17 protein-coding genes are annotated in these 19,069 nt (G+C 70.8%); 12 read left to right on the top strand and 5 right to left on the bottom strand.

Annotated features, from left to right (window positions below; translation table 11 throughout):
- Window positions 1-416: 416 nt before the first annotated feature.
- A complete protein-coding gene (locus ACWCPM_RS19865) occupies window positions 417-641 on the bottom strand; it encodes a hypothetical protein (protein ID WP_450977509.1) in 225 nt (74 codons plus the stop codon).
- 10 nt (window positions 642-651) lie between these two features.
- On the opposite strand from ACWCPM_RS19865, the gene ACWCPM_RS19860 reads away from it, so the two are divergent.
- Window positions 652-4,215 carry a S8 family serine peptidase gene (locus ACWCPM_RS19860; protein WP_450977508.1) on the top strand — a complete coding sequence of 1,188 codons (3,564 nt, stop codon included), beginning with the start codon at window positions 652-654 and terminating at the stop codon, window positions 4,213-4,215.
- 325 nt (window positions 4,216-4,540) lie between these two features.
- Window positions 4,541-5,278, top strand: coding sequence for a TIGR03943 family putative permease subunit (locus ACWCPM_RS19855; RefSeq protein ID WP_450977549.1), 738 nt, complete (start codon window positions 4,541-4,543; stop codon window positions 5,276-5,278).
- 9 nt (window positions 5,279-5,287) lie between these two features.
- Here ACWCPM_RS19855 and ACWCPM_RS19850 read toward each other — a convergent pair whose 3' ends face one another.
- A complete protein-coding gene (locus ACWCPM_RS19850; RefSeq protein WP_450977507.1) occupies window positions 5,288-5,902 on the bottom strand; it encodes a hypothetical protein in 615 nt (204 codons plus the stop codon).
- Between the two features lie 281 nt (window positions 5,903-6,183).
- On the opposite strand from ACWCPM_RS19850, the gene hemL reads away from it, so the two are divergent.
- The 7 genes from hemL (at window position 6,184) to ccsB (ending at window position 13,918) form a co-directional block, all read left to right on the top strand.
- Window positions 6,184-7,500 carry a glutamate-1-semialdehyde 2,1-aminomutase gene (gene hemL / locus ACWCPM_RS19845; protein WP_450977506.1) on the top strand — a complete coding sequence of 439 codons (1,317 nt, stop codon included), beginning with the start codon at window positions 6,184-6,186 and terminating at the stop codon, window positions 7,498-7,500.
- Complete coding sequence (locus ACWCPM_RS19840; protein ID WP_450977505.1) at window positions 7,497-8,177, top strand: histidine phosphatase family protein; 681 nt, start codon at window positions 7,497-7,499, stop codon at window positions 8,175-8,177. The genes hemL and ACWCPM_RS19840 overlap by 4 nt, the downstream gene beginning before the upstream one ends.
- Window positions 8,178-8,299: 122 nt before the next feature.
- Entirely contained in the window at window positions 8,300-9,619 is a 1,320-nt protein-coding gene (locus ACWCPM_RS19835; protein ID WP_450977504.1) for a hypothetical protein, read from the top strand.
- Window positions 9,620-9,685: 66 nt separating this feature from the next.
- Window positions 9,686-10,291 (top strand): TlpA family protein disulfide reductase, encoded by a 606-nt coding sequence (locus ACWCPM_RS19830; protein WP_450977503.1) that lies wholly within the window; start codon window positions 9,686-9,688, stop codon window positions 10,289-10,291.
- 1 nt (window position 10,292) lies between these two features.
- On the top strand, window positions 10,293-11,063 hold the full coding sequence (locus tag ACWCPM_RS19825; protein WP_450977502.1) for a cytochrome c biogenesis CcdA family protein: 771 nt from the start codon (window positions 10,293-10,295) through the stop codon (window positions 11,061-11,063).
- A 3-nt stretch (window positions 11,064-11,066) separates the two neighbouring features.
- A complete protein-coding gene (gene resB, locus ACWCPM_RS19820; protein WP_450977501.1) occupies window positions 11,067-12,809 on the top strand; it encodes a cytochrome c biogenesis protein ResB in 1,743 nt (580 codons plus the stop codon).
- On the top strand, window positions 12,806-13,918 hold the full coding sequence (gene ccsB / locus ACWCPM_RS19815) for a c-type cytochrome biogenesis protein CcsB (protein ID WP_450977500.1): 1,113 nt from the start codon (window positions 12,806-12,808) through the stop codon (window positions 13,916-13,918). The genes resB and ccsB overlap by 4 nt, the downstream gene beginning before the upstream one ends.
- Window positions 13,919-14,044: 126 nt before the next feature.
- On the opposite strand, the gene ACWCPM_RS19810 is transcribed toward ccsB, so the two are convergent.
- Together ACWCPM_RS19810 and ACWCPM_RS19805 are read right to left on the bottom strand one after the other, a co-directional pair.
- Window positions 14,045-15,028, bottom strand: coding sequence for an isopenicillin N synthase family dioxygenase (locus tag ACWCPM_RS19810; protein WP_450977499.1), 984 nt, complete (start codon window positions 15,026-15,028; stop codon window positions 14,045-14,047).
- Window positions 15,021-15,482: a nucleoside deaminase gene (locus ACWCPM_RS19805; RefSeq protein ID WP_450977498.1), complete on the bottom strand. Its 462-nt coding sequence runs from the start codon at window positions 15,480-15,482 to the stop codon at window positions 15,021-15,023. Before ACWCPM_RS19805 ends, ACWCPM_RS19810 begins: the two co-directional genes overlap by 8 nt.
- A 197-nt stretch (window positions 15,483-15,679) precedes the next feature.
- Here ACWCPM_RS19805 and ACWCPM_RS19800 point away from each other — a divergent pair, with 197 nt between their 5' ends.
- On the top strand, window positions 15,680-16,228 hold the full coding sequence (locus ACWCPM_RS19800; protein WP_450977497.1) for a hypothetical protein: 549 nt from the start codon (window positions 15,680-15,682) through the stop codon (window positions 16,226-16,228).
- A 4-nt stretch (window positions 16,229-16,232) separates the two neighbouring features.
- Here ACWCPM_RS19800 and ACWCPM_RS19795 read toward each other — a convergent pair whose 3' ends face one another.
- Window positions 16,233-16,565, bottom strand: a complete 333-nt coding sequence (locus ACWCPM_RS19795) for a PLD nuclease N-terminal domain-containing protein (protein WP_450977496.1) — start codon at window positions 16,563-16,565, stop codon at window positions 16,233-16,235.
- 89 nt (window positions 16,566-16,654) lie between these two features.
- Between ACWCPM_RS19795 and ACWCPM_RS19790 the strand changes: the two genes are divergently transcribed.
- Window positions 16,655-18,106 carry a menaquinone biosynthesis decarboxylase gene (locus ACWCPM_RS19790; RefSeq protein ID WP_450977495.1) on the top strand — a complete coding sequence of 484 codons (1,452 nt, stop codon included), beginning with the start codon at window positions 16,655-16,657 and terminating at the stop codon, window positions 18,104-18,106.
- Complete coding sequence (gene mqnP / locus ACWCPM_RS19785; RefSeq protein WP_450977494.1) at window positions 18,103-19,005, top strand: menaquinone biosynthesis prenyltransferase MqnP; 903 nt, start codon at window positions 18,103-18,105, stop codon at window positions 19,003-19,005. The genes ACWCPM_RS19790 and mqnP overlap by 4 nt, the downstream gene beginning before the upstream one ends.
- Window positions 19,006-19,069 lie beyond the last annotated feature (64 nt).

The following is a 19,069-nucleotide window of genomic DNA, read 5'->3' as shown; positions in this document are numbered from 1 at the left end:
CTTTCTGCAAGGGTCCCGGTAACTCCGGGTCGCATGAGGTACATCGACGACCGACGCGAAGGGAGCCGAGGGCGAGTACGGCCCGGTGGCGCGGGCGGGGGACCAGGGCCGACGCGTATCAGGCCCATCGCGATGCGCGGCAGCTCCCGGCGGCGAGCAGTTCGTCGACGGGCTCGGGCGGCGTACTCCCGCCGTGTGCGCACGGCAACCGCTCCCCAGGCGGGCCGGAGGTGTCGGGTGGCCGGATCGTGCTCGCTCGGCAGACCGGGGAGGGAACCGGCCCCGGCGCGCCGGTTCGTCGGCACCTCGGTCCCGGTGCCGCGTCGACCTGCGGCAGAGAACTCACCGAACTCACGACAGGGTCTACGTTTCAGCCACCGAAGATCGACTATTTTGGCCATCTCGCGTGGGCCCGCTCAGGGCGCCACGCAACGGGAACAGAACAGGTAGTTGGGAGATTTGGTGTCCATCCCCCTATTCCGCAGAAGACGGCTGAGAGCAGCCGCCTTGGCCACGGTGGTCGCGTTGACGGCGACGGGCACGGCATCGGCAGTGCCGGTGGCGTCGTCCGGGCCGTCCACGACGACGGCCGCTTCCCCGGCCGGTCCCACGGGCGCTCCCCGTTCCGTCACGCTGATCACCGGTGACAGGGTGACGGTCACCCCCACGGGTGACGGGCAGACGTCCACCGAAGTGGTGGGCGCGCAGGGCGGTCCGAGCGGCGCGCACGTGATGACGGTCGGGACCGACACGTACGTGTATCCCGACGCCGCGCTGCCCTACATAGCCTCGGGGGCGCTGGACGAGGGGTTGTTCAACGTCACCTCGCTCCTGGAGTTCGGTTACGACGACTCCCGCAGCGACGCCACCCCGCTCATCGTCACGTACACGGACGAGGCCGCGCGTGCGCGCACGCAGCCGACGCCGAGGGGCGCGAGCCGGACGCTGACGCTGAACAGCATCCAGGGCGCGGCGATATCCGCCCGGCACACCGGAGCAGCAGGCTTCTGGTCCTCCCTCACCGGTACCTCCTCGCAGGCAGGAGGGGCGAGTACGTCCGGCAGGACGGCGTCGCACGGGCGGCTGGCCGGCGGTATCGCCAAGGTGTGGCTGGACGGCAAGGTCACGGCCACGCTGGCCGACAGCACGGCGCAGATCGGCGCACCGGAGGTCTGGAAGGGCGGCGAGAGCGGGCAGGGCGTCGACGTGGCCGTCCTGGACTCCGGCATCGACGCCGAGCATCCGGATTTCGCCGGGCAGTTGTCGGCGACCAAGAGCTTCGTCCCGGACGAGGACGCCTCGGACAGCCACGGTCACGGCACCCATGTCGCCTCCACCGTCGCCGGGACCGGAGCGGCGTCCGAGGGCAAGGAGAGGGGCGTTGCCCCTGGTGCGTCGCTGCACATCGGCAAGGTCCTGGACAAGGACGGCACCGGCCAGAACTCGTGGGTCCTGGCCGGCATGGAGTGGGCCGCCCGGGAGCAGCACGCCAAGATCGTCAGCATGAGCCTGGGCGGGGAGCCGACCGACGGCAGCGACCCGCTGAGTCAGGCGGTGAACCGGCTCAGTGAGGAAACCGGGGCCCTGTTCGTCGTGGCGGCCGGCAACTCCGGGCCGAGGGACTTCACCGTGGGCGCCCCCGGCGCGGCGGACGCCGCGCTGACCGTCGGTGCGGTCGACGGCGCGGACCGGCTCGCCCCCTTCTCCAGCCGCGGGCCCCGTGTCGGGGACAACGCGCTCAAGCCCGACCTCACCGCTCCCGGTGTCGACATCCTCGCGGCAAGGTCGCAGTACGCGGAGGGCGGGGAGGGTGCCTATCAGACGATGAGCGGTACTTCCATGGCCACGCCCCATGTCGCCGGTGCGGCGGCCCTGCTGGCGGCCCGGCACCCGGAGTGGACCGGCAGGCAGTTGAAGGACGCCTTGGTCAGCACGACCAAGGTGACGCAGCGGTACAGCCCCTTCTCCGGCGGCAGCGGCCGACTCGACATCGCGGCCACCGTGAACGCCGGTCTCCTCGCGACGGGTTCGGTCTTCGCCCGGCCCGAGGCGCCCTTCCAGCCCGGGCAGACGGTCCGTAAGGACGTCACCTACACGAACATCGGGGAGACCCCGGTCACCGTCGACCTGGCGGTCTCGGCGCCCGGTGTACCCGAGGGCCTGTTCACGCTCTCCGACTCGACGGTGACGGTTCCGGCGCACGGCACCGCCACCGTCGGCCTGGTCATCCACCTCGACGCCGCGGTGGACGACGCGGGCTACAGCGGTGTCGTCACCGCCACCGGCCGTGACGGCGTGCTGCGCACCCACACCCCCGTCGGCGTCAGCAAGCGGGGCCCCCGGGCGAACCTGTCCGTCACGTCGAAGGACCGCCGTGGCGCACCGCTGCCCGGCACCGTCATCGTCAAGGAGCTGAGCCGCAGCACCGCGCCGGCGGTGTTCGAGCTGGACGCCACGGGGCGCATGTCGGCGGACCTGCACACCGGCACGTACGCGGCCTGGATGTACGCCGACGTGCCGGGGATCGACACGGCGCACACCCTGGGCAAGGCCGTCTTCAACGCTCCCGAGATCGTGCTCGACCGGGACCGGACCGTACGGTTCGACGCCGCCCAGCTGCGCAAGGTCGCGGCCGTCACCCCGCAGCGCACCGTCAACAGGTACCTGAGGATCGACCAGTACCGGTCCTACGAGGACCTGTACCCGTACTACGAGAGGTACGAGCTGCCGGCCCGCTACGACGGCCTGTGGGTCACGCCCACCCCGAAGGTGGAACAGGGGACCTACAAGGTCACGACCCGTTGGCGGCAGATCCAGCCGGCACTCACCCTGTCCGCGGGAGGCTCCCGGTTCGACGGCTTCGCCTTCCAGAGCCTTTCCCCCCGGCTGCCCAGGGCGACGGGCACCGAATCGATCGTCTGGGCCGGGAACGGCACTCCCGGGGACTTCGCCCGCGCGGCGGCGCGGGGCAAGATCGCGGTCGTCCGCCGCAGCGACACGGTCTCCGGCCCCGCCCAGGCGGACGCGGCGGCCAGGGCCGGTGCGCGGCTGCTGCTGATCCTCGATGACGGCCACGGACGGCTCGACCTCTGGGCCGACGAGCCCAAGGGCGCCCCGTTGCCGGTGGCCTCGCTCGGCACGGACGACGCCGCCCGCCTGCTGCCCCTCGTCACCCGGCGCGGCGCTCGCGTGCAGGTGATCTCCCGCCCCCACACCGAGTACCTGTACGACCTGGCACGCCGGCACGAGGGCGCTGTCCCGGGCGACCCCTCCTACCGCCCGAAGGTCCATGACCTCGCGCGTATCGACGAGACGTTCCGTCACACCGAGCCGGGCGAGGCCACCACCACGCGTACAGACCTGTGGGCCGGCGACCCGCAGGTGTCGGCAACCGATTTCACCGTGGTGGACGCCCAGGGCGCGACCACCTCGTGGGTGACGGTGGCACCCGGCCTGAAGTGGGTGTCCCAGGTGGGCGTGCCAGGGCTCTACCAGATGTCTCCCGCCGCCTCGTTCCGGCCCGGCAAGAGTGTCGAGGAGACGTGGTTCGCCCCGGTGCACCACCCGCGCTTCGTCTCCGAGGGCTTCAGCACGGCACCGGCCCGGTTCGGCAACTTCATCACCCTGCCCTCCCTCTACGCCTGGGGCGACTCCGGCGGGCACACGGGGTTCGCGCCGGGAGACGACGGCGTGACGGAGCAGGTCTCCCTCCACCAGGGTGACCAGGTCCTCGTGGAGCCCACGAACAGGTTCGAGGTCGAGGTCCCCGAGGACCCCGGCACCTACCGCCTGGTCATGGACACGTCCCGGAACACGTCGGGTCGCCCGTACTCGACGCGCACGCACACCGAGTGGACCTTCGCCTCCCGTCTCCACGACCACGCGACCGGCACACCGCTGGCCCTCGTCCAGCTCGACTACGGCGTGCCGACCGACCTCTCCGGGAAGGCACACCGGCGATCGGCGGTGACGGTCGGCGCCTCGCACATGCCGGGCGTCCTGGACGGTGCGCCCATGAAAGCGGTGACGCTCGAAGTGTCGTACGACGACGGCGCCACCTGGCACCGCACCTCGGTGCGGCACACCGAAGCCGGCTGGCAGGGGAAGCTGGACGCCCCCTCACGCGCCCGCTACGCGAGTCTGCGGACCAGCGCCACGGACCAGCGGGGCAACAACGTGAGCCAGACGATCATCAGGGCATTCGGTCTGAGGTGAACCGGGTGAACCGGCAAGCCCGGTTCACCGCGCCCCGGCGGCCCGGGAGCGGCGCTCCCGCAGGTCTTACGCCCTCGGCACCAGCCGGGTTGAGACCGGCCCGGACGAGCATCACGCGGGCGGAGTTCTTGTCTCTGCTGTCGACCGGCGGTCCATCAACTCCGAGATCCTGCACCTGCTTGAGGTCGCGCTCGCCGCCGCGGAGGGAGACGGGCAATCGTCCTGACGGCGATTGCCCTACCCCACGCCCTACCCCACGCCCTGCCCCGCAGGAGATTCGATTCCTCCCCGCCCCGAAGGACGGGGCATCCTTGAAGGAGACATGGTGAAGCGCCCTCTCCAGATAGCCCTTCTCGCCCTCAGCGGCGCCGGCGTCCTGCACGCCTCCCTCCTCACCGACCTGTACCTGCGCTACGTCAAGGAGGGCATGCGCCCGCTGCTGATCGGATCAGGGGTGCTCCTGCTGGGCCTTGCGGCGGCGGAGGCGTGGTGGGGCAGGGGAGATGCGGGCGATCCGGGCACTCACGGCCACGACGACCACCACGGGCACGACCATTCCCGCACGCCCAAGGTGGCCTGGCTGCTGCTCCTCCCCGCTCTGAGCCTGCTCTTCTTCGCCCCTCCGGCCCTCGGCGCCTTCACCGCCTCCCGCGAGGCACCCAAGGCGATCGCGGAGGAGGACCACTTCGACCCGCTGCCCGCGACCTCGCCGCTGCCGATGACCCTCACCGACTTCACCCAGCGCGTGCAGCAGGACCGTGAGCGGGCGATCGAGGGCCGTACGGTCCGGCTGACGGGTTTCGTCACCCCCGACGGGGACGGCTGGTATCTGACGCGGCTGATGCTGAGCTGCTGCGCGGCGGACGCCCAGTCGATCCGGGTCCGCGTGCACAAAGTGCAGGCACCGCCGGCCGACCAGTGGGTGACGCTCACAGGGACCTGGCACCCGTCCGGCACCCTGGGCACGAAGTCGGCCCCGGCAGCCGTGGACGCCGACACGGTCGAGCGGATTGCCAAGCCGGCGAACGGCTACACGGACGCGCTGCCCCTCACGGCGCCCTGAACTCTCGGCTCAGGGCCACACCAGGCAGTACGGCTGATGCCCCGCCTCGTGCAGCCGGACCGAGAAGTCCTGCCACTCGTGCAGCAGTTGGTACACGTTGAACGCGTCGCGCGGACCGCCGCGGTCCGGGACCGTCGACCAGATGAAGGCCGCCGCGCCCACCGCCTCCTCGCCGATGCCGCGGAGGGGGTCGACGACGGTCATCGGGAGTTTGACCACCGCGTAGTCGGGATGCAGGACGACCAGTTCGAGCGGGGGGACCTTGTGCAGGGGGACGCCTTCGATGCCGGTCAGGACCATCGCGGCCATCGTCTCCGGCTTGATCTTGGTGAACATGCCGTTCATGCCGAGTTCGTCGCCGCCGAGCTCCTCGGGGCGCATCGAGATCGGGACGCGGGCCGCCGTGGCACCGTCCGGCGCGCCGAAGTACTTGTACGTCACCCCCACCCGACCACCATTCCTGCTTCCGGCCCGAAGTCGGTCGATCCGCTCGGACTCGCTCGGCACACCCTGCGTCTGACGTCTTTCGGTGGACTCCTCCGCCTCGCGCCGGTGCTTTCCCCGTTGGGCGCGTCGAGGACCCAGGTCGTCGGTCCCCTCGCCCAGTCCACCACCGCGATGCATATCTCCACCCGACTGCTTTTCTAGGACGCGGGGCCCCCGCCGCGCAACCCGATCATCGTGTCAGTGACCTCCCCCACGGCCGCGCGCCGAAACGTGCGGTGAAACACCTGTCCGCAGGATCTTCGCAGCCCCTGATCCCCATGCCCCGCAGGAGCCGTGTGTATCAGGTCTCAGTTTCGCAGAAGGACGGGGTGGAGGAGGATCGATCACGAGGTGCCGCGGCCTACCCTGATGAGGTCAATGGCAACCGGAAGTCCGAGAAGTCGGAGAAGTCGCACGTCATGAGCGAACTGCCCTATTCCTACGAAGCGCCTGTCTCGCAGGCTCTATTCGACCGTGCGGCGGCCGTCACACCCGGCGGCGTCAACTCCCCGGTGCGTGCCTTCCGCGCCGTGGGCGGTACGCCCCGCTTCATGGTGTCCGGCACCGGTCCGTACCTGACGGACGCCGACGGGCGCGAGTACGTCGACCTCGTGTGCTCCTGGGGGCCCATGATCCTCGGGCACTCCCACCCCGAGGTGATCGCCGCCGTCCAGGACGCGGTCGCGCGCGGTACGTCCTTCGGCACGCCCGGTGAGGGCGAGGTCACGCTCGCCGAGGAGATCGTCGGGCGGGTCGGGCCGGTCGAGCAGGTGCGGCTGGTGTCCAGCGGCACCGAGGCGACCATGTCGGCGATCCGCCTGGCCCGCGGCTTCACCGGCCGCACCAAGGTGATCAAGTTCGCCGGCTGTTACCACGGTCACGTCGACGCCCTGCTGGCCGCCGCCGGCAGCGGTCTGGCGACCTTCGCGCTGCCCGACACCCCGGGCGTGACCGGCGCCCAGGCCGGCGACACCATCGTCCTGCCGTACAACGACATCGAAGCCGTGCACGCCGCCTTCCACGCCCATCCCGGCGAGATCGCCTGCGTGATCACCGAGGCGTCCCCGGGCAACATGGGCGTCGTGCCGCCGGCGGCCGGCTTCAACCAGGGACTGAAGGACGCGTGCGCGCAGAACGGCGCCCTCTTCATCTCCGACGAGGTGATGACGGGCTTCCGCACCAGCCGCTCCGGTTGGTTCGGGGTCGACGGTGTCGTGCCGGACCTGATGACCTTCGGCAAGGTGATGGGCGGCGGCTTCCCCGCCGCGGCCTTCGGCGGGCGCGCGGACGTCATGGCGCACCTCGCCCCGGCCGGCCCGGTCTACCAGGCCGGCACCCTCTCCGGGAACCCGGTCGCCACCGCCGCCGGCCTCGCCCAGCTGCGGCTCCTGGACGACGCGGCCTACACCAAGGTCGACGAGGTGTCGCGGCAGATCCAGGAGCTGGTCGGCGAGGCGCTCACGAAGGAGGGCGTGGCGCACACCGTGCAGCACGCCTCCAACATGTTCTCGGTGTTCTTCACCGACCGCGCGGTGCGCGACTACGAGGACGCGAAGGCGCAGCAGTCGTACCGCTTCACCGCCTTCTTCCACGCCATGCTGGCGAACGGTGTCTATCTGCCGCCGTCCGCCTTCGAGTCGTGGTTCGTGTCCACCGCGCACGACGAGCGCGCGGTGCAGCGGATCGCCGACGCCCTCCCGGCGGCGGCCCGCGCCGCGGCGGAGGCCACCGCATGAGCGCGCGGGACGTCACCGTCGTCCATCTGATGCGGCACGGCGAGGTCGCCAACCCGGACGGGGTCCTGTACGGGCGGCTGCCCGGGTACCACCTGTCGGAGCTGGGGCGGCAGATGGCCGACCGGGTCGCCGGGCACCTCTCCTCGCGTGACGTCACTCACGTGGTCGCCTCCCCGCTGGAGCGGGCGCGGGAGACGGCGACGCCGATCGCCGAGGCGCACGGGCTGGACCTCTCGACCGACCCGCGGCTGATCGAGGCCGGCAACGTCTTCCAGGGAAAGACCTTCGGCGTGGGCGACGGCGCGCTGCGCAGCCCCGGGAACTGGAAGCACCTGGTCAACCCGTTCCGCCCGTCGTGGGGTGAGCCGTACGTCGAGCAGGTCATCCGGATGATGGGCGCGCTGGACGCGGCGAAGGACGCGGCGCGGGGGCACGAGGCGGTGCTCGTCAGCCATCAGCTGCCGATCTGGATCGTGCGCTCCTACGTCGAGAAGCGCCGGCTGTGGCACGACCCGCGCCGCCGGCAGTGCACGCTCGCGTCGCTGACGTCCTTCACGTACGAGGGTGACCGGATCGTCTCCGTCGGTTACAGCGAGCCCGCGCGTGACCTCGTCCCGCCGCATCTCCTCGCCGGCGCCAAGCCGGTGAAGGGCAAGGACAAGGCGTTCGGGGCCTAGACGGAACCCCGTTGACGATTTCCTTACATTTGGCACCGAATCATTGCGGAATAGGAGGAACCTCCCTGCCCGTTGTGACCTCTGACTAGGTGACACCACAGAGTGCAACGGACGGGGATGTCATGTCTCACATCAGTCGGCGGGGAGCAATGGGTCTCGGCGTCGGGGCCGCGGCCGCCCTGGGGCTCGCCGGGTGCGGACCCCTTGCCTCGTCGGACGGGCCAGGTACCGCCGGCGGTTCCGGGCAGGGGCCGGAGAACGGCCCGGGCGGCAGTCCGGAGGGCAGTCCGACGCCCACCGCCCGTCCGATCGGTGACGGTTCGACCTCCTTCACGGGCAAGCAGCCGATGCAGCCCGACAAGCCCGTGCCGCTGGAGCCCGGTCAGACCCCGCCGCAGTTCGTGGTGTTCTCCTGGGACGGCGCCGGCGAGGTGGGCAACGGTCTCTTCCCGCGCTTCCTCGACCTCGCCAAGGAGTACGAGGCGCACATGACCTTCTTCCTCTCGGGGCTGTATCTGCTGCCCGAGTCGAAGAAGCGGCTCTACGACCCGCCGAACAACCTCCGGGGCGCCTCCGACATCGGCTATCTCTCCGACGCGCACATCAAGGAGACGCTCGCGGGCGTCCGCCGTGCCTGGCTGGAGGGCCATGAGATAGGCACCCACTTCAACGGCCACTTCTGCGGCGGGTCCGGGTCGGTCGGCAACTGGACGCCGCAGCAGTGGCGCAGCGAGATAGACCAGGCGAAGTCGTTCGTGAAGGAGTGGCGGACCAACTCCGGATGGACGGATCTGCCGTCGCTGCCCTTCGACTACGACAAGGAGCTCGTCGGCGCCCGGACACCCTGTCTGCTCGGCCAGGACAACCTGCTGACCGCCGCGCGTGAGCTGGGCTGGCGCTACGACGCCTCCTCGCCGGGCGGCCGTCAGGTCTGGCCGCTGAAGAAACAGGGCATATGGGACCTTCCGCTCCAGCAGATACCTTTCCCCGGGCGCTCGTTCGAAGTCCTCTCGATGGACTACAACATGCTCGCCAACCAGTCGCTGAACTCCACCAAGGCGCCCGCGCACAACTACCCGGCCTGGCGTGAGCAGTCCACGCAGGCGTACATCCAGGGTTTCCGGCGGGCATACGAGACAAATCGCGCCCCCTTCTTCGTCGGCAACCACTTCGAGCAGTGGAACGGCGGCATATACATGGACGCCGTGGAGGAAGCCCTCAAGCACATGGCGCGGGAGAAGGAGAAGGGCGAGGACGTACGACTCGTCTCCTTCCGGCAGTTCGTGGACTGGCTGGACGTGCAGAAGCCCGAGATCCTCGACCAGTTGCGCACGCTGGACGTGGGGCAGGCCCCCGCCGGCGGGTGGAACGGCTTCCTCGAGGCGCCCGCGACCGGTCCCGCGGGATCGCCCAGCGGCTCGGGGTCGCCGAACGCCGCCTGAAATGCGGGTTTCCGCCCCTGAGGGGGGTGCGCAAGATCCCCGGAACGGACATGCGAAACTTTTCACATGAGTGCCGCCCGTCGCGCCCGTAGCCGTACCGTCCTGCTCGCCACCTCCGGCGCCGCCGTCGCCGCGCTGCTGCTGTCCGCGTGCGGTTCCGGCGGTACGTCCGGGGGCGGCGGCGCCACGAACTTCGTCGCCGGCGCCGACGGTATCGACACCGCCGGCAAGGGCGACCGGGCCGCCGCGCCCGACCTGTCCGGCAGGACCATCGACGGCGGGCAGCTCGACGTCGCCGACCACAAGGGCAAGGTCGTCGTCCTGAACGTGTGGGGCTCCTGGTGCGCCCCGTGCCGGGCCGAGGCCAAGAACCTCGAAAAGGTCTACCAGGACACCAAGGACCAGGGCGTCCAGTTCGTCGGCATCAACACGCGCGACACCAGCACCGGTCCGGCGCTCGCCTTCGAGAAGGAGTTCGGCGTCAGCTACCCGAGCCTGTACGACCCGACGGGCAGGCTGATGCTCCGGTTCGAGAAGGGCACGCTCAACCCGCAGGCCATCCCCTCCACGCTCGTCATCGACCGGGACGGCAAGGTCGCCGCGCGCACGCTCCAGCCGCTGAGCGAGGAGAAGATGCGCGAGATGCTCGACCCGGTCCTCGCGGAGAAGTGACGTGACCGCAGTGACCGAGCTCGCCGCCACCGGGCTCAACGACACCGTGCTGAGCGGCGCGCTGCTGCTCGCCCTGCCCGTGGCGCTCCTCGGCGGCCTCGTCTCCTTCTTCTCCCCGTGCGTCCTGCCGCTGGTGCCCGGCTACCTCTCGTACGTGACCGGGGTCACCGGCACCGACCTCGCCGAGGCCCGGCGCGGGCGGATGGTTCTCGGCGCCTCGCTCTTCGTCCTCGGGTTCACCGCCGTCTTCGTCTCCGGCGGCGCGCTGTTCGGCTACTTCGGCTCGACCCTGATGGAGTACCAGAGCACGCTGACCAGGGTGCTCGGCGCTCTGATGATCCTGCTCGGCGTCTTCTTCATGGGGATGATGCCCTGGCTGACGCAGCGGGAGTTCCGCTTCCACACCCGGCCCACGACCGGGCTCGTCGGCGCGCCGCTGCTGGGCGCCCTGTTCGGCATCGGCTGGACGCCCTGCATCGGCCCGACCCTCGCCTCCGTGCTCGCGCTCTCCTCCAACCAGGCGAGCGCCGGACGCGGGGCCCTACTCACCATCGCCTACTGCCTCGGCCTCGGCGTCCCCTTCGTGCTCGCCGCGGTCGCCTTCCGCAAGGCCCTCGGTGCCTTCGGCTGGGTCAAGCGCCACTATGTGTGGGTGATGCGCGTCGGCGGGATCATGATGATCGCGACCGGTGTGCTGCTGCTGACCGGGGCGTGGGACCGCCTGGTGCAGGACATGCAGACCTGGTCCAACGGCTTCACTGTGGGGATCTGATCGATGAGCAAGACCACCGCAAGCGGGACGAGCGCCGCCGAGGAGCAGGGCGCGGACCAGGACCTCGGCGCGGCCGGCGCCCAGCTGTCCACCGCGCCCGCCGAGGAGGCGCCGAACCTCCCGGCCCTCGGCGTCGTCGGCTGGACCCGCTGGTTCTGGCGGCAGCTGACCTCCATGCGGGTCGCGCTGCTGCTGCTCCTGCTGCTGTCGCTGGCCGCGATCCCCGGCTCGCTGATCCCGCAGACCGGCGTCGACGCGACCCGGGTCGCCGACTTCCGTGAGCGCCACGAGACCCTCGCGCCGCTCTACGACACGCTCGGCCTCTTCCAGGTCTACAGCTCGGTGTGGTTCTCCGCGATCTACATCCTGCTGTTCGTCTCCCTCATCGGCTGCATCGTGCCGCGCACCTGGCAGTTCGTCGGCCAGCTGCGCGGCCGCCCGCCGGGCGCGCCCAGACGCCTGACCCGGCTGCCCGCCTACACCACCTGGCGCACCGAGGCCGAGCCCGAGCAGGTCCGCGAGGCCGCGCTCACCCTGCTGAAGAAGCGCCGCTTCCGCGCCCACCTCGCCGGTGACGCGGTCGCCGCCGAGAAGGGCTATCTGCGGGAGGTCGGCAACCTCGCCTTCCACATCGCCCTGATCGTGATGCTGATCGCCTTCGCCTGGGGCCAGCTCTTCAGGTCCGAGGGCAACAAGCTGATCCTGGAGGGCGACGGCTTCGCCAACACCCTCACCCAGTACGACGACTTCAAGTCCGGCAACCTCTTCACCCCGGACGACCTCGACCCGTTCAGCTTCACCCTCGACGACTTCCACGGCACCTACGAGGCCACCGGCCCCAACCGGGGCACCCCGCGCACCTTCGAGGCGAGCCTCACCTACGGCGTCGGCGCCTACGGCAAGGACCGGCCGGTCACCGTCAAGGTCAACGAACCGCTGGAGATCGACGGCTCCAAGGTCTACCTGGTCAGCCACGGCTACGCCCCGATCGTCACCGTCCGGGACGCCGAGGGGAACGTCGTGATGGACAAGGAGGCCGTGCCGCTGCTGCCGCTGGACGCCAACGTCACCTCCTCCGGCGCGCTCATGGTGCGCGACGGCTACCGCGACGCCGAGGGGAAGAAGGAGCAGCTCGGCTTCAACGCCTTCTTCGTGCCCAGCTTCGCCGGTGAGGGCCACGGCACGATGCTCTCCCAGTTCCCGGCGCTGCTGAACCCGCGCCTCGCGCTGTCGGCGTACCACGGCGACCTCGGTGTCGACTCCGGGATCCCGCAGAGCGTGTACCAGCTCAACAAGAAGAACCTCGAGGAGTTCAAGGACTCCGAGGGCAAGCTGTTCAAGAAGCGGCTGGCGGTCGGCGAGACCATGACGCTGCCGAACGGGGCCGGCTCGGTCACGTTCGAGGGCGTCAAGGAGTGGGCCGGTTTCCAGGTCACCCAGCAGCCCGGCAGCGGCTGGGCGCTGGGCGGCGCCGTCGCCGCGATCCTGGGCCTGGCCGCCTCCCTGTTCGTCCAGCGCCGCCGCGTCTGGGTGCGCGCGGTGCGCGGCGCCGACGGCGTCACCGTCGTCGAGATGGCCGGCCTCGGCCGCAGCGAGTCCGCGAAGGTTCCCGAGGAGCTCGGCGACCTCGCCGCGACGCTGTACGCGAAGGCGCCGGGCGCGCCGGACCCCGACGACCACCCCACAGACTCCCCCGACCCCGACCCCGACCTCGACGTCGTACCTGCCGAAGGGGCTGAGAAATGATTCTCGCCGCCGCCACCAACGAGAGCCTCGCGGACCTCAGCAACACGCTGATCTACTCCGCGATGGCCGTCTACACCCTGGCCTTCTTCGCCTACATCACCGAATGGATCTTCGGCAGCCGCAGCAAGGTCGGCCGCACCGCCGCCGCGCTCACCGCCGCCGGGGCGGCCGCCGCGAAGGCTCCGTCCGTCGCGGTGAAGAAGGCCGGCGGGACCGCCGTGCTGGAGCGGCCGAAGGTCGTCGTCCGGGCCGCGGCCGGCGCCCGCGACGTGCCCGACGGGCCCGGGGCGCACGGCGGTGACGAGAAGGGCGACCTCTACGGCCGCATCGCCGTGTCCCTCACCGCGCTCGCGTTCCTCATCGAGTTCGGCGGTGTGCTCGCGCGGGCTCTGTCGGTGCAGCGGGCGCCGTGGGGCAACATGTACGAGTTCAACATCACCTTCTCCACCGTGGCCGTCGGCGTGTTCCTCACGCTGCTCGCGCTGCGGAAGAACGTCCGCTGGCTCGGCCTCCCCCTGATCACGTCGGTGCTCCTCGACCTCGGCGTGGCCGTCACGGTCCTGTACACCGCCAGCGACCAGCTGGTCCCCGCCCTCCACTCGTACTGGCTGTACATCCACGTCTCGACCGCGATCCTGTGCGGCGCCGTCTTCTACGTCGGCGCGGTCTCCACGGTGCTCTACCTCTTCCGCGACTCCTACGAGAACAAGCTCGCCGGTGGCGGTACCCCCGGCCGGTTCGCCAGTTCCGTGATGGAGCGGCTGCCCGCGGCGTCCTCCCTCGACAAGTTCTCCTACCGGGTCAACGCGGCCGTCTTCCCGCTGTGGACGTTCACGATCATCGCGGGCGCGATCTGGGCGGGCGACGCCTGGGGCCGCTACTGGGGCTGGGACCCCAAGGAGACCTGGTCGTTCATCACCTGGGTCGCCTACGCCGGTTACCTGCACGCCCGCGCCACGGCCGGCTGGAAGGGCCGCAAGGCCGCGTATCTGGCGCTGGCCGCCTTCGGGTGCTGGCTGTTCAACTACTACGGCGTCAACATCTTCGTCTCCGGCAAGCACTCGTACGCCGATGTCGGGCTGAGCGCCCTTCGGTCCGTCGGGTTCTGAGCCCCGCGTACAGGCGAAGGCCGGTTCCCGTGACCCGCGTCACGGGAACCGGCCTTCGCCGTACGGACAACGTCTGATCGACGCGTTGGCGGTGTGACGCCGACAGCGGTCCCCGGGGGCCGCGGCTCACTCCACCGTGATCGATTCCAGTTTCTCCCGCAGATACACGTGCGAGTCCACCGGTTCGTACGCCACCCGCCCCACCGGGGCCGGCACCGACTCCACGCGGGTGCCCGGCGTGCACTCGCCGAAGTAGACCAGGGACATCAGCTCCTCCGTCGGGGCGTCCGCGGACGGGGGCAGGACGCGATGGCGGCCGGAGCGCCAGCGGTCACCGGTCCAGCGGGCCATCAGGTCACCGATGTTGACGGTGAAGGCATCGGGGTCGTAGGGCGCGTCCTGCCAGCCGCCCTCGTCCGTGAACACCTGGAGTCCGCCCCTGCCGGCCTGCCGGTCGAGGATGGTGACCGTGCCGAAGTCGGTGTGCGGGCCGATGCGGAACTGCCCCGGCTCGGGCGTGCCGACGACGTCCCTGCCCGGGTACCAGTTGATGTTGAAGCCGTACGTCGGGTGGTCCATGTGCCGGGTGAAGAAGTCGGGTTCGAGGCCGAGGGCCCTGCCCAGCAGCGAGAGAAGCTCGTTCTCCAGCACGGCCATCCGCGCCAGGTACTCCTCGCAGAGCGGCTTCAGCGCGGGCACCTCCGCCGGGAAGACGTTCGGCGCGTACCACTGCGCGTCCACCACCGGGTCGTCGAACGGCTCGTGCGTCGCGAAGGTCAGCGACTCCTTCAGGTCCGGCGGGGTCTCGGTGCCCTCCGCGTGGCCGTTGGCCTCCGCGCCGGGCCCGAGCCAGCCGCGCCCGCCGACCCTCGCGGCGTAGCGCCCCTTCACGGATTCGGGGAGGGTGAAGAAGGCGCGGGCGGTGGCGCGGAGGCGGGCACGCAGGCCCGGGTCCACCGCGTGCCCGGTGACCAGGAGGAAACCGGCGGACTTCAGGGCCTCGTCGACCGTACGGGCGACGCGGTCGCGGGCGTCGGCGTCGCCGGACAGCCAGGGCCGCAGGTCGATCGTGGGGATACGGGGGTCGCGGGGGACACGGAGGTCACTCACCGATGTCCTCGTTCCACAGAGCCGGGTCGTCCTCGATGAAGGCGCGCATCATGGCCGCGCACCCGGGGTCGTCCACGAGCACGATCTTCACGCCGTGCTCCGCCAGCCAGTCGTGCCCGCCGTGGAAGGTGACCGCCTCGCCGATCACCACCCGGGAGATGCCGAACTGCCGGACCAGCCCGGAGCAGTACCAGCACGGCGAGAGGGTCGTCACCATCGTCGTCCCGCGGTACGACCGCTGCCGCCCCGCGTCCCGGAAGGCCGCCGTCTCCGCGTGCGCCGACGGGTCGCCGTCCTGCACGCGCCGGTTGCGTCCCCGGCCGAGGAGGGAGCCGTCGGGACCGTACAGCGCGGCGCCGATCGGGATGCCGCCCTCCGCGAGCCCGGCGCGCGCCTCGGCGACGGCGGTGGCGAGCCACGCGCGCGCCTGTGCCTGATCCGGCGGCAGATCCATGCCTCCACTCTCCCGGCCCGGCGACACCGGGGCAACGCCCGGCGCCGCGCGTCGGTCGCGGTCTTCCCGGGCGGTGCGGCCCGTCGCGGGGCGTACGCGTGCGGCGGCGGGCGACGGGCCGGAAGACGGCCGGCGGAGACCGAACGCGGGCGGCCGCTGCGGCGTCACAGTGACGACGCACCATGGACGGAGGGGACATGAGGAGAGGTATGCGGGCCGTCGCGGCGGTCGCACTGGCGCTCGGGGTGCTCCAGGGGTGCACCGTCGAGGACCGTGACGTGCTGTACGCGGAGCCGGACGAGCCCACGACGGCCTCCGAGTGCGCCGGAGGGGTGCCCGGGCGGAGCCTGGAGCAGACCCTGAGGTCCGTCGGCGGGCTGGCCCGGCGGCACCCGGACGTCTACACGGGGCTCTCCGTCGACGCCGACGACGGGGCCGCGGACGTCTACCGCGTGCCCTCCGCCGACTTCGACGACGACGCCTGCGGCGCGGCCGGGAAGGGGGTGACGCTGCGTCTGCACGACACCGAGGTCAGCCGGCGTGAGCTGGACAGCCTCGCCGTGCGGATCTCCGCCGACATGCACCGCTGGGAGGGCGCCTTCGACCTCCGCGAGGTCGGTGTGGACGAGCGGGGCTGGGTGCACGTCGGCGTCGACGACCCGGCGGCCGCGAAGGGCGTGATCGCGGAGGAGTTCGGCCCGGAGCACATCAGGGTCGTGAAGGTCGGGAAGGCCTCCGCCGACTGACGCGTCAGGCCTCGTCGCCGTCGTGCTTGCGGTCCTTGTCGCCGTCCCGCTTCCCGTCCTTGTCGTCGTCGTCCGCGTCCTCCGAGAGCGACTTCAGGAACTCCGGGTTGTCGTCGGGGGCGACCCACTCGGAGCGGCGGCCGGGCCGGGCCTCGGGGCGGCGGTGCTTGCCCGCGATCAGCCACGAGAGCGAACCGACGAGCGGGAACAGGAGCACCAGGATCGCCCACAGCGGCTTCGGGATGTGTCGGATGTCCTTCTCGTCGGTGCTGATGCAGTCGATGAACGCGTACACGCTCAACGCCAGCGGCACGACGAACATCAGGATCCGGAGCATCGGCACTCACCTCGTGGAACGGCGGTCGGGGGCCGCGCGCACGGCCCCCGTGACGGGGCCAGGGTAGCCCCTCGGGGATACTTGTCCCCATGGCTTACGACGATCTTCGCTCCCTGCTCAGGGCACTGGAGCGCGAGGGGGACCTGAAGCGCATCAAGGTGGAGGTCGACCCGTATCTGGAGGTCGGGGAGATCGTCGACCGGGTGCAGAAGGCGGGCGGCCCCGCGCTGCTCTTCGAGAAGGTGAAGGGCTCGTCCATGCCCCTCGCCATGAACGTGTTCGGAACGGACCGGCGGCTGCTGAAGGCGCTGGGGCTGAAGTCGTACGGCGAGATCTCCGAGAAGATCGGCGGGCTGCTGCGGCCCGAGCTGCCGCACGGGTTCGTCGGTGTGCGTGAGGCGTTCGGCAAGCTCGGCGCGATGGCGCACGTCCCGCCGAAGAAGGTGAAGGACGCCCCGGTGCACGAGGTCGTCCTGCACGGCGACGACGTCGACCTGGAGCAGCTCCCGGCCCTGTTCACCTGGCCCAAGGACGGCGGCTCCTTCTTCAACCTGGGCCTGACCCACACCAAGGACCCGGAGACGGGCGTCCGCAACCTCGGCCTGTACCGCCTCCAGCGCCACGACCGGCGCACCATCGGCATGCACTGGCAGATCCACAAGGACAGCCGCAACCACTACCAGGTGGCCGCCCGCCGGGGCGAGCGGCTGCCGGTCGCGATCGCCTTCGGCTGCCCGCCCGCCGTGACGTACGCCTCCACCGCGCCGCTGCCCGGCGACATCGACGAGTACCTGTTCGCCGGGTTCCTGGCGGGCAAGCGGATCGAGATGGTCGACTGCAAGACCGTGCCGCTCCAGGTGCCGGCGCAGGCGGAGGTCGTCATCGAGGGCTGGCTGGAGCCCGGCGAGATGCTCCCCGAGGGCCCGTTCGGCGATCACACCGGCTTCTACACGCCGCAGGAGCCCTTCCCGGCCCTGACGATCGACTGCGTGACGATGCGCAAGCGGCCGCTGCTCCAGTCGATCGTCGTGGGCCGGCCCCCGACGGAGGACGGACCCCTCGGCCGGGCGACGGAGCGGTTCTTCCTGCCCCTGCTGAAGATCATCGTGCCGGACATCGTGGACTACCACCTGCCCGAGGCCGGCGGCTTCCACAACTGCGCGATCGTCTCGATCGACAAGAAGTACCCCAAGCACGCGCAGAAGGTGATGCACGCGATCTGGGGCGCGCACATGATGTCGCTGACCAAGCTGATCGTGGTGGTCGACTCGGACTGCGACGTGCACGATCTGCACGAGGTCGCCTGGCGGGCCCTCGGCAACACGGACTACGCCCGTGACCTCTCGGTCGTCGAAGGTCCGGTCGACCATCTCGACCACGCCTCCTACCAGCAGTTCTGGGGCGGCAAGGCGGGCATCGACGCGACGAAGAAGTGGCCCGAGGAGGGCTACACCCGCGACGGGGGATGGCCCGACATGGTGGAGTCCGATCCGGAGACGGCGGCGAAAGTCGACCGCCGCTGGAGGGAGTACGGCCTGTGAGTTCCGTATCCGCCGCGATCCCCCAGCCGGGACGCACCAAGGCGTTCCTGCGGCTGGTCATGATCGAGCACTCGGTCTTCGCCCTGCCCTTCGCCTACATCGCCGCCCTCACCGCGATGTTCGACCTGGACCGCAACATCCACTGGGGCCGTCTGCTCCTGGTCACCGTCTGCATGGTCGGCCTGCGCACCTTCGCGATGGCCGTCAACCGCATCATCGACCGCGAGATCGACGCCCGGAACCCGCGCACCGCCCACCGCGAGCTGGTCACCGGCGCGATGTCGGTACGGCACGCCTGGACGGGCGCGCTGATCGCCCTGGTGATCTTCCTCGGCTCGGCGGCCCTGCTGAACCCGCTGTGCCTGGCGCTGGCCCCGGTCGCCGTCGTCCCGATGGTCGTCTACCCCTACGGCAAGCGGTTCACGAACTTCCCGCAGGCCATCCTCGGCCTCGCCCAGGCGATGGGCCCGGTCGGCGGCTGGCTGGCCATCACCGGCACCTGGTCCTGGGACGCCGTGATCCTCGGCCTCGCCGTCGGCATCTGGATCGGCGGCTTCGACCTGATCTACGCCTGCCAGGACGTCGAGGCCGACCGCGAGACCGGCGTCCTGTCGGTGCCGGCCCGCTTCGGCATCCCGGCGGCGATCCGGGCGGCCCGCGTCTGCCACGCCGTGACGACGGCGCTCTTCGTCTGGTACGCCCTGGTCACCGGCGCGGGTGCGTTCTTCTGGCTCGGCCTGCTGATCGTCGCCGGCGCGTTCGTCTACGAGCACTCCATCGTCCGCCCGCACGACCTGTCCCGGCTGAACAGGGCGTTCTTCAGCGTCAACGGATTCATCGGGATCGCCCTGTTCGGGTGCGCGCTGCTCGACCTCCTGGTCCGGGGGCTGACCGTGTGAACCGGCTGCGGCCCGCCGACCGGGGCACGAAGCCCGGGCGGCGACGGCCGCGGTGCGCACCCGG

The organism is Streptomyces sp. NPDC002309, from assembly GCF_053593375.1.
Note: the sequence above shows the minus strand (reverse complement) of the source record. Positions and strands in the feature narration are given on the sequence as shown.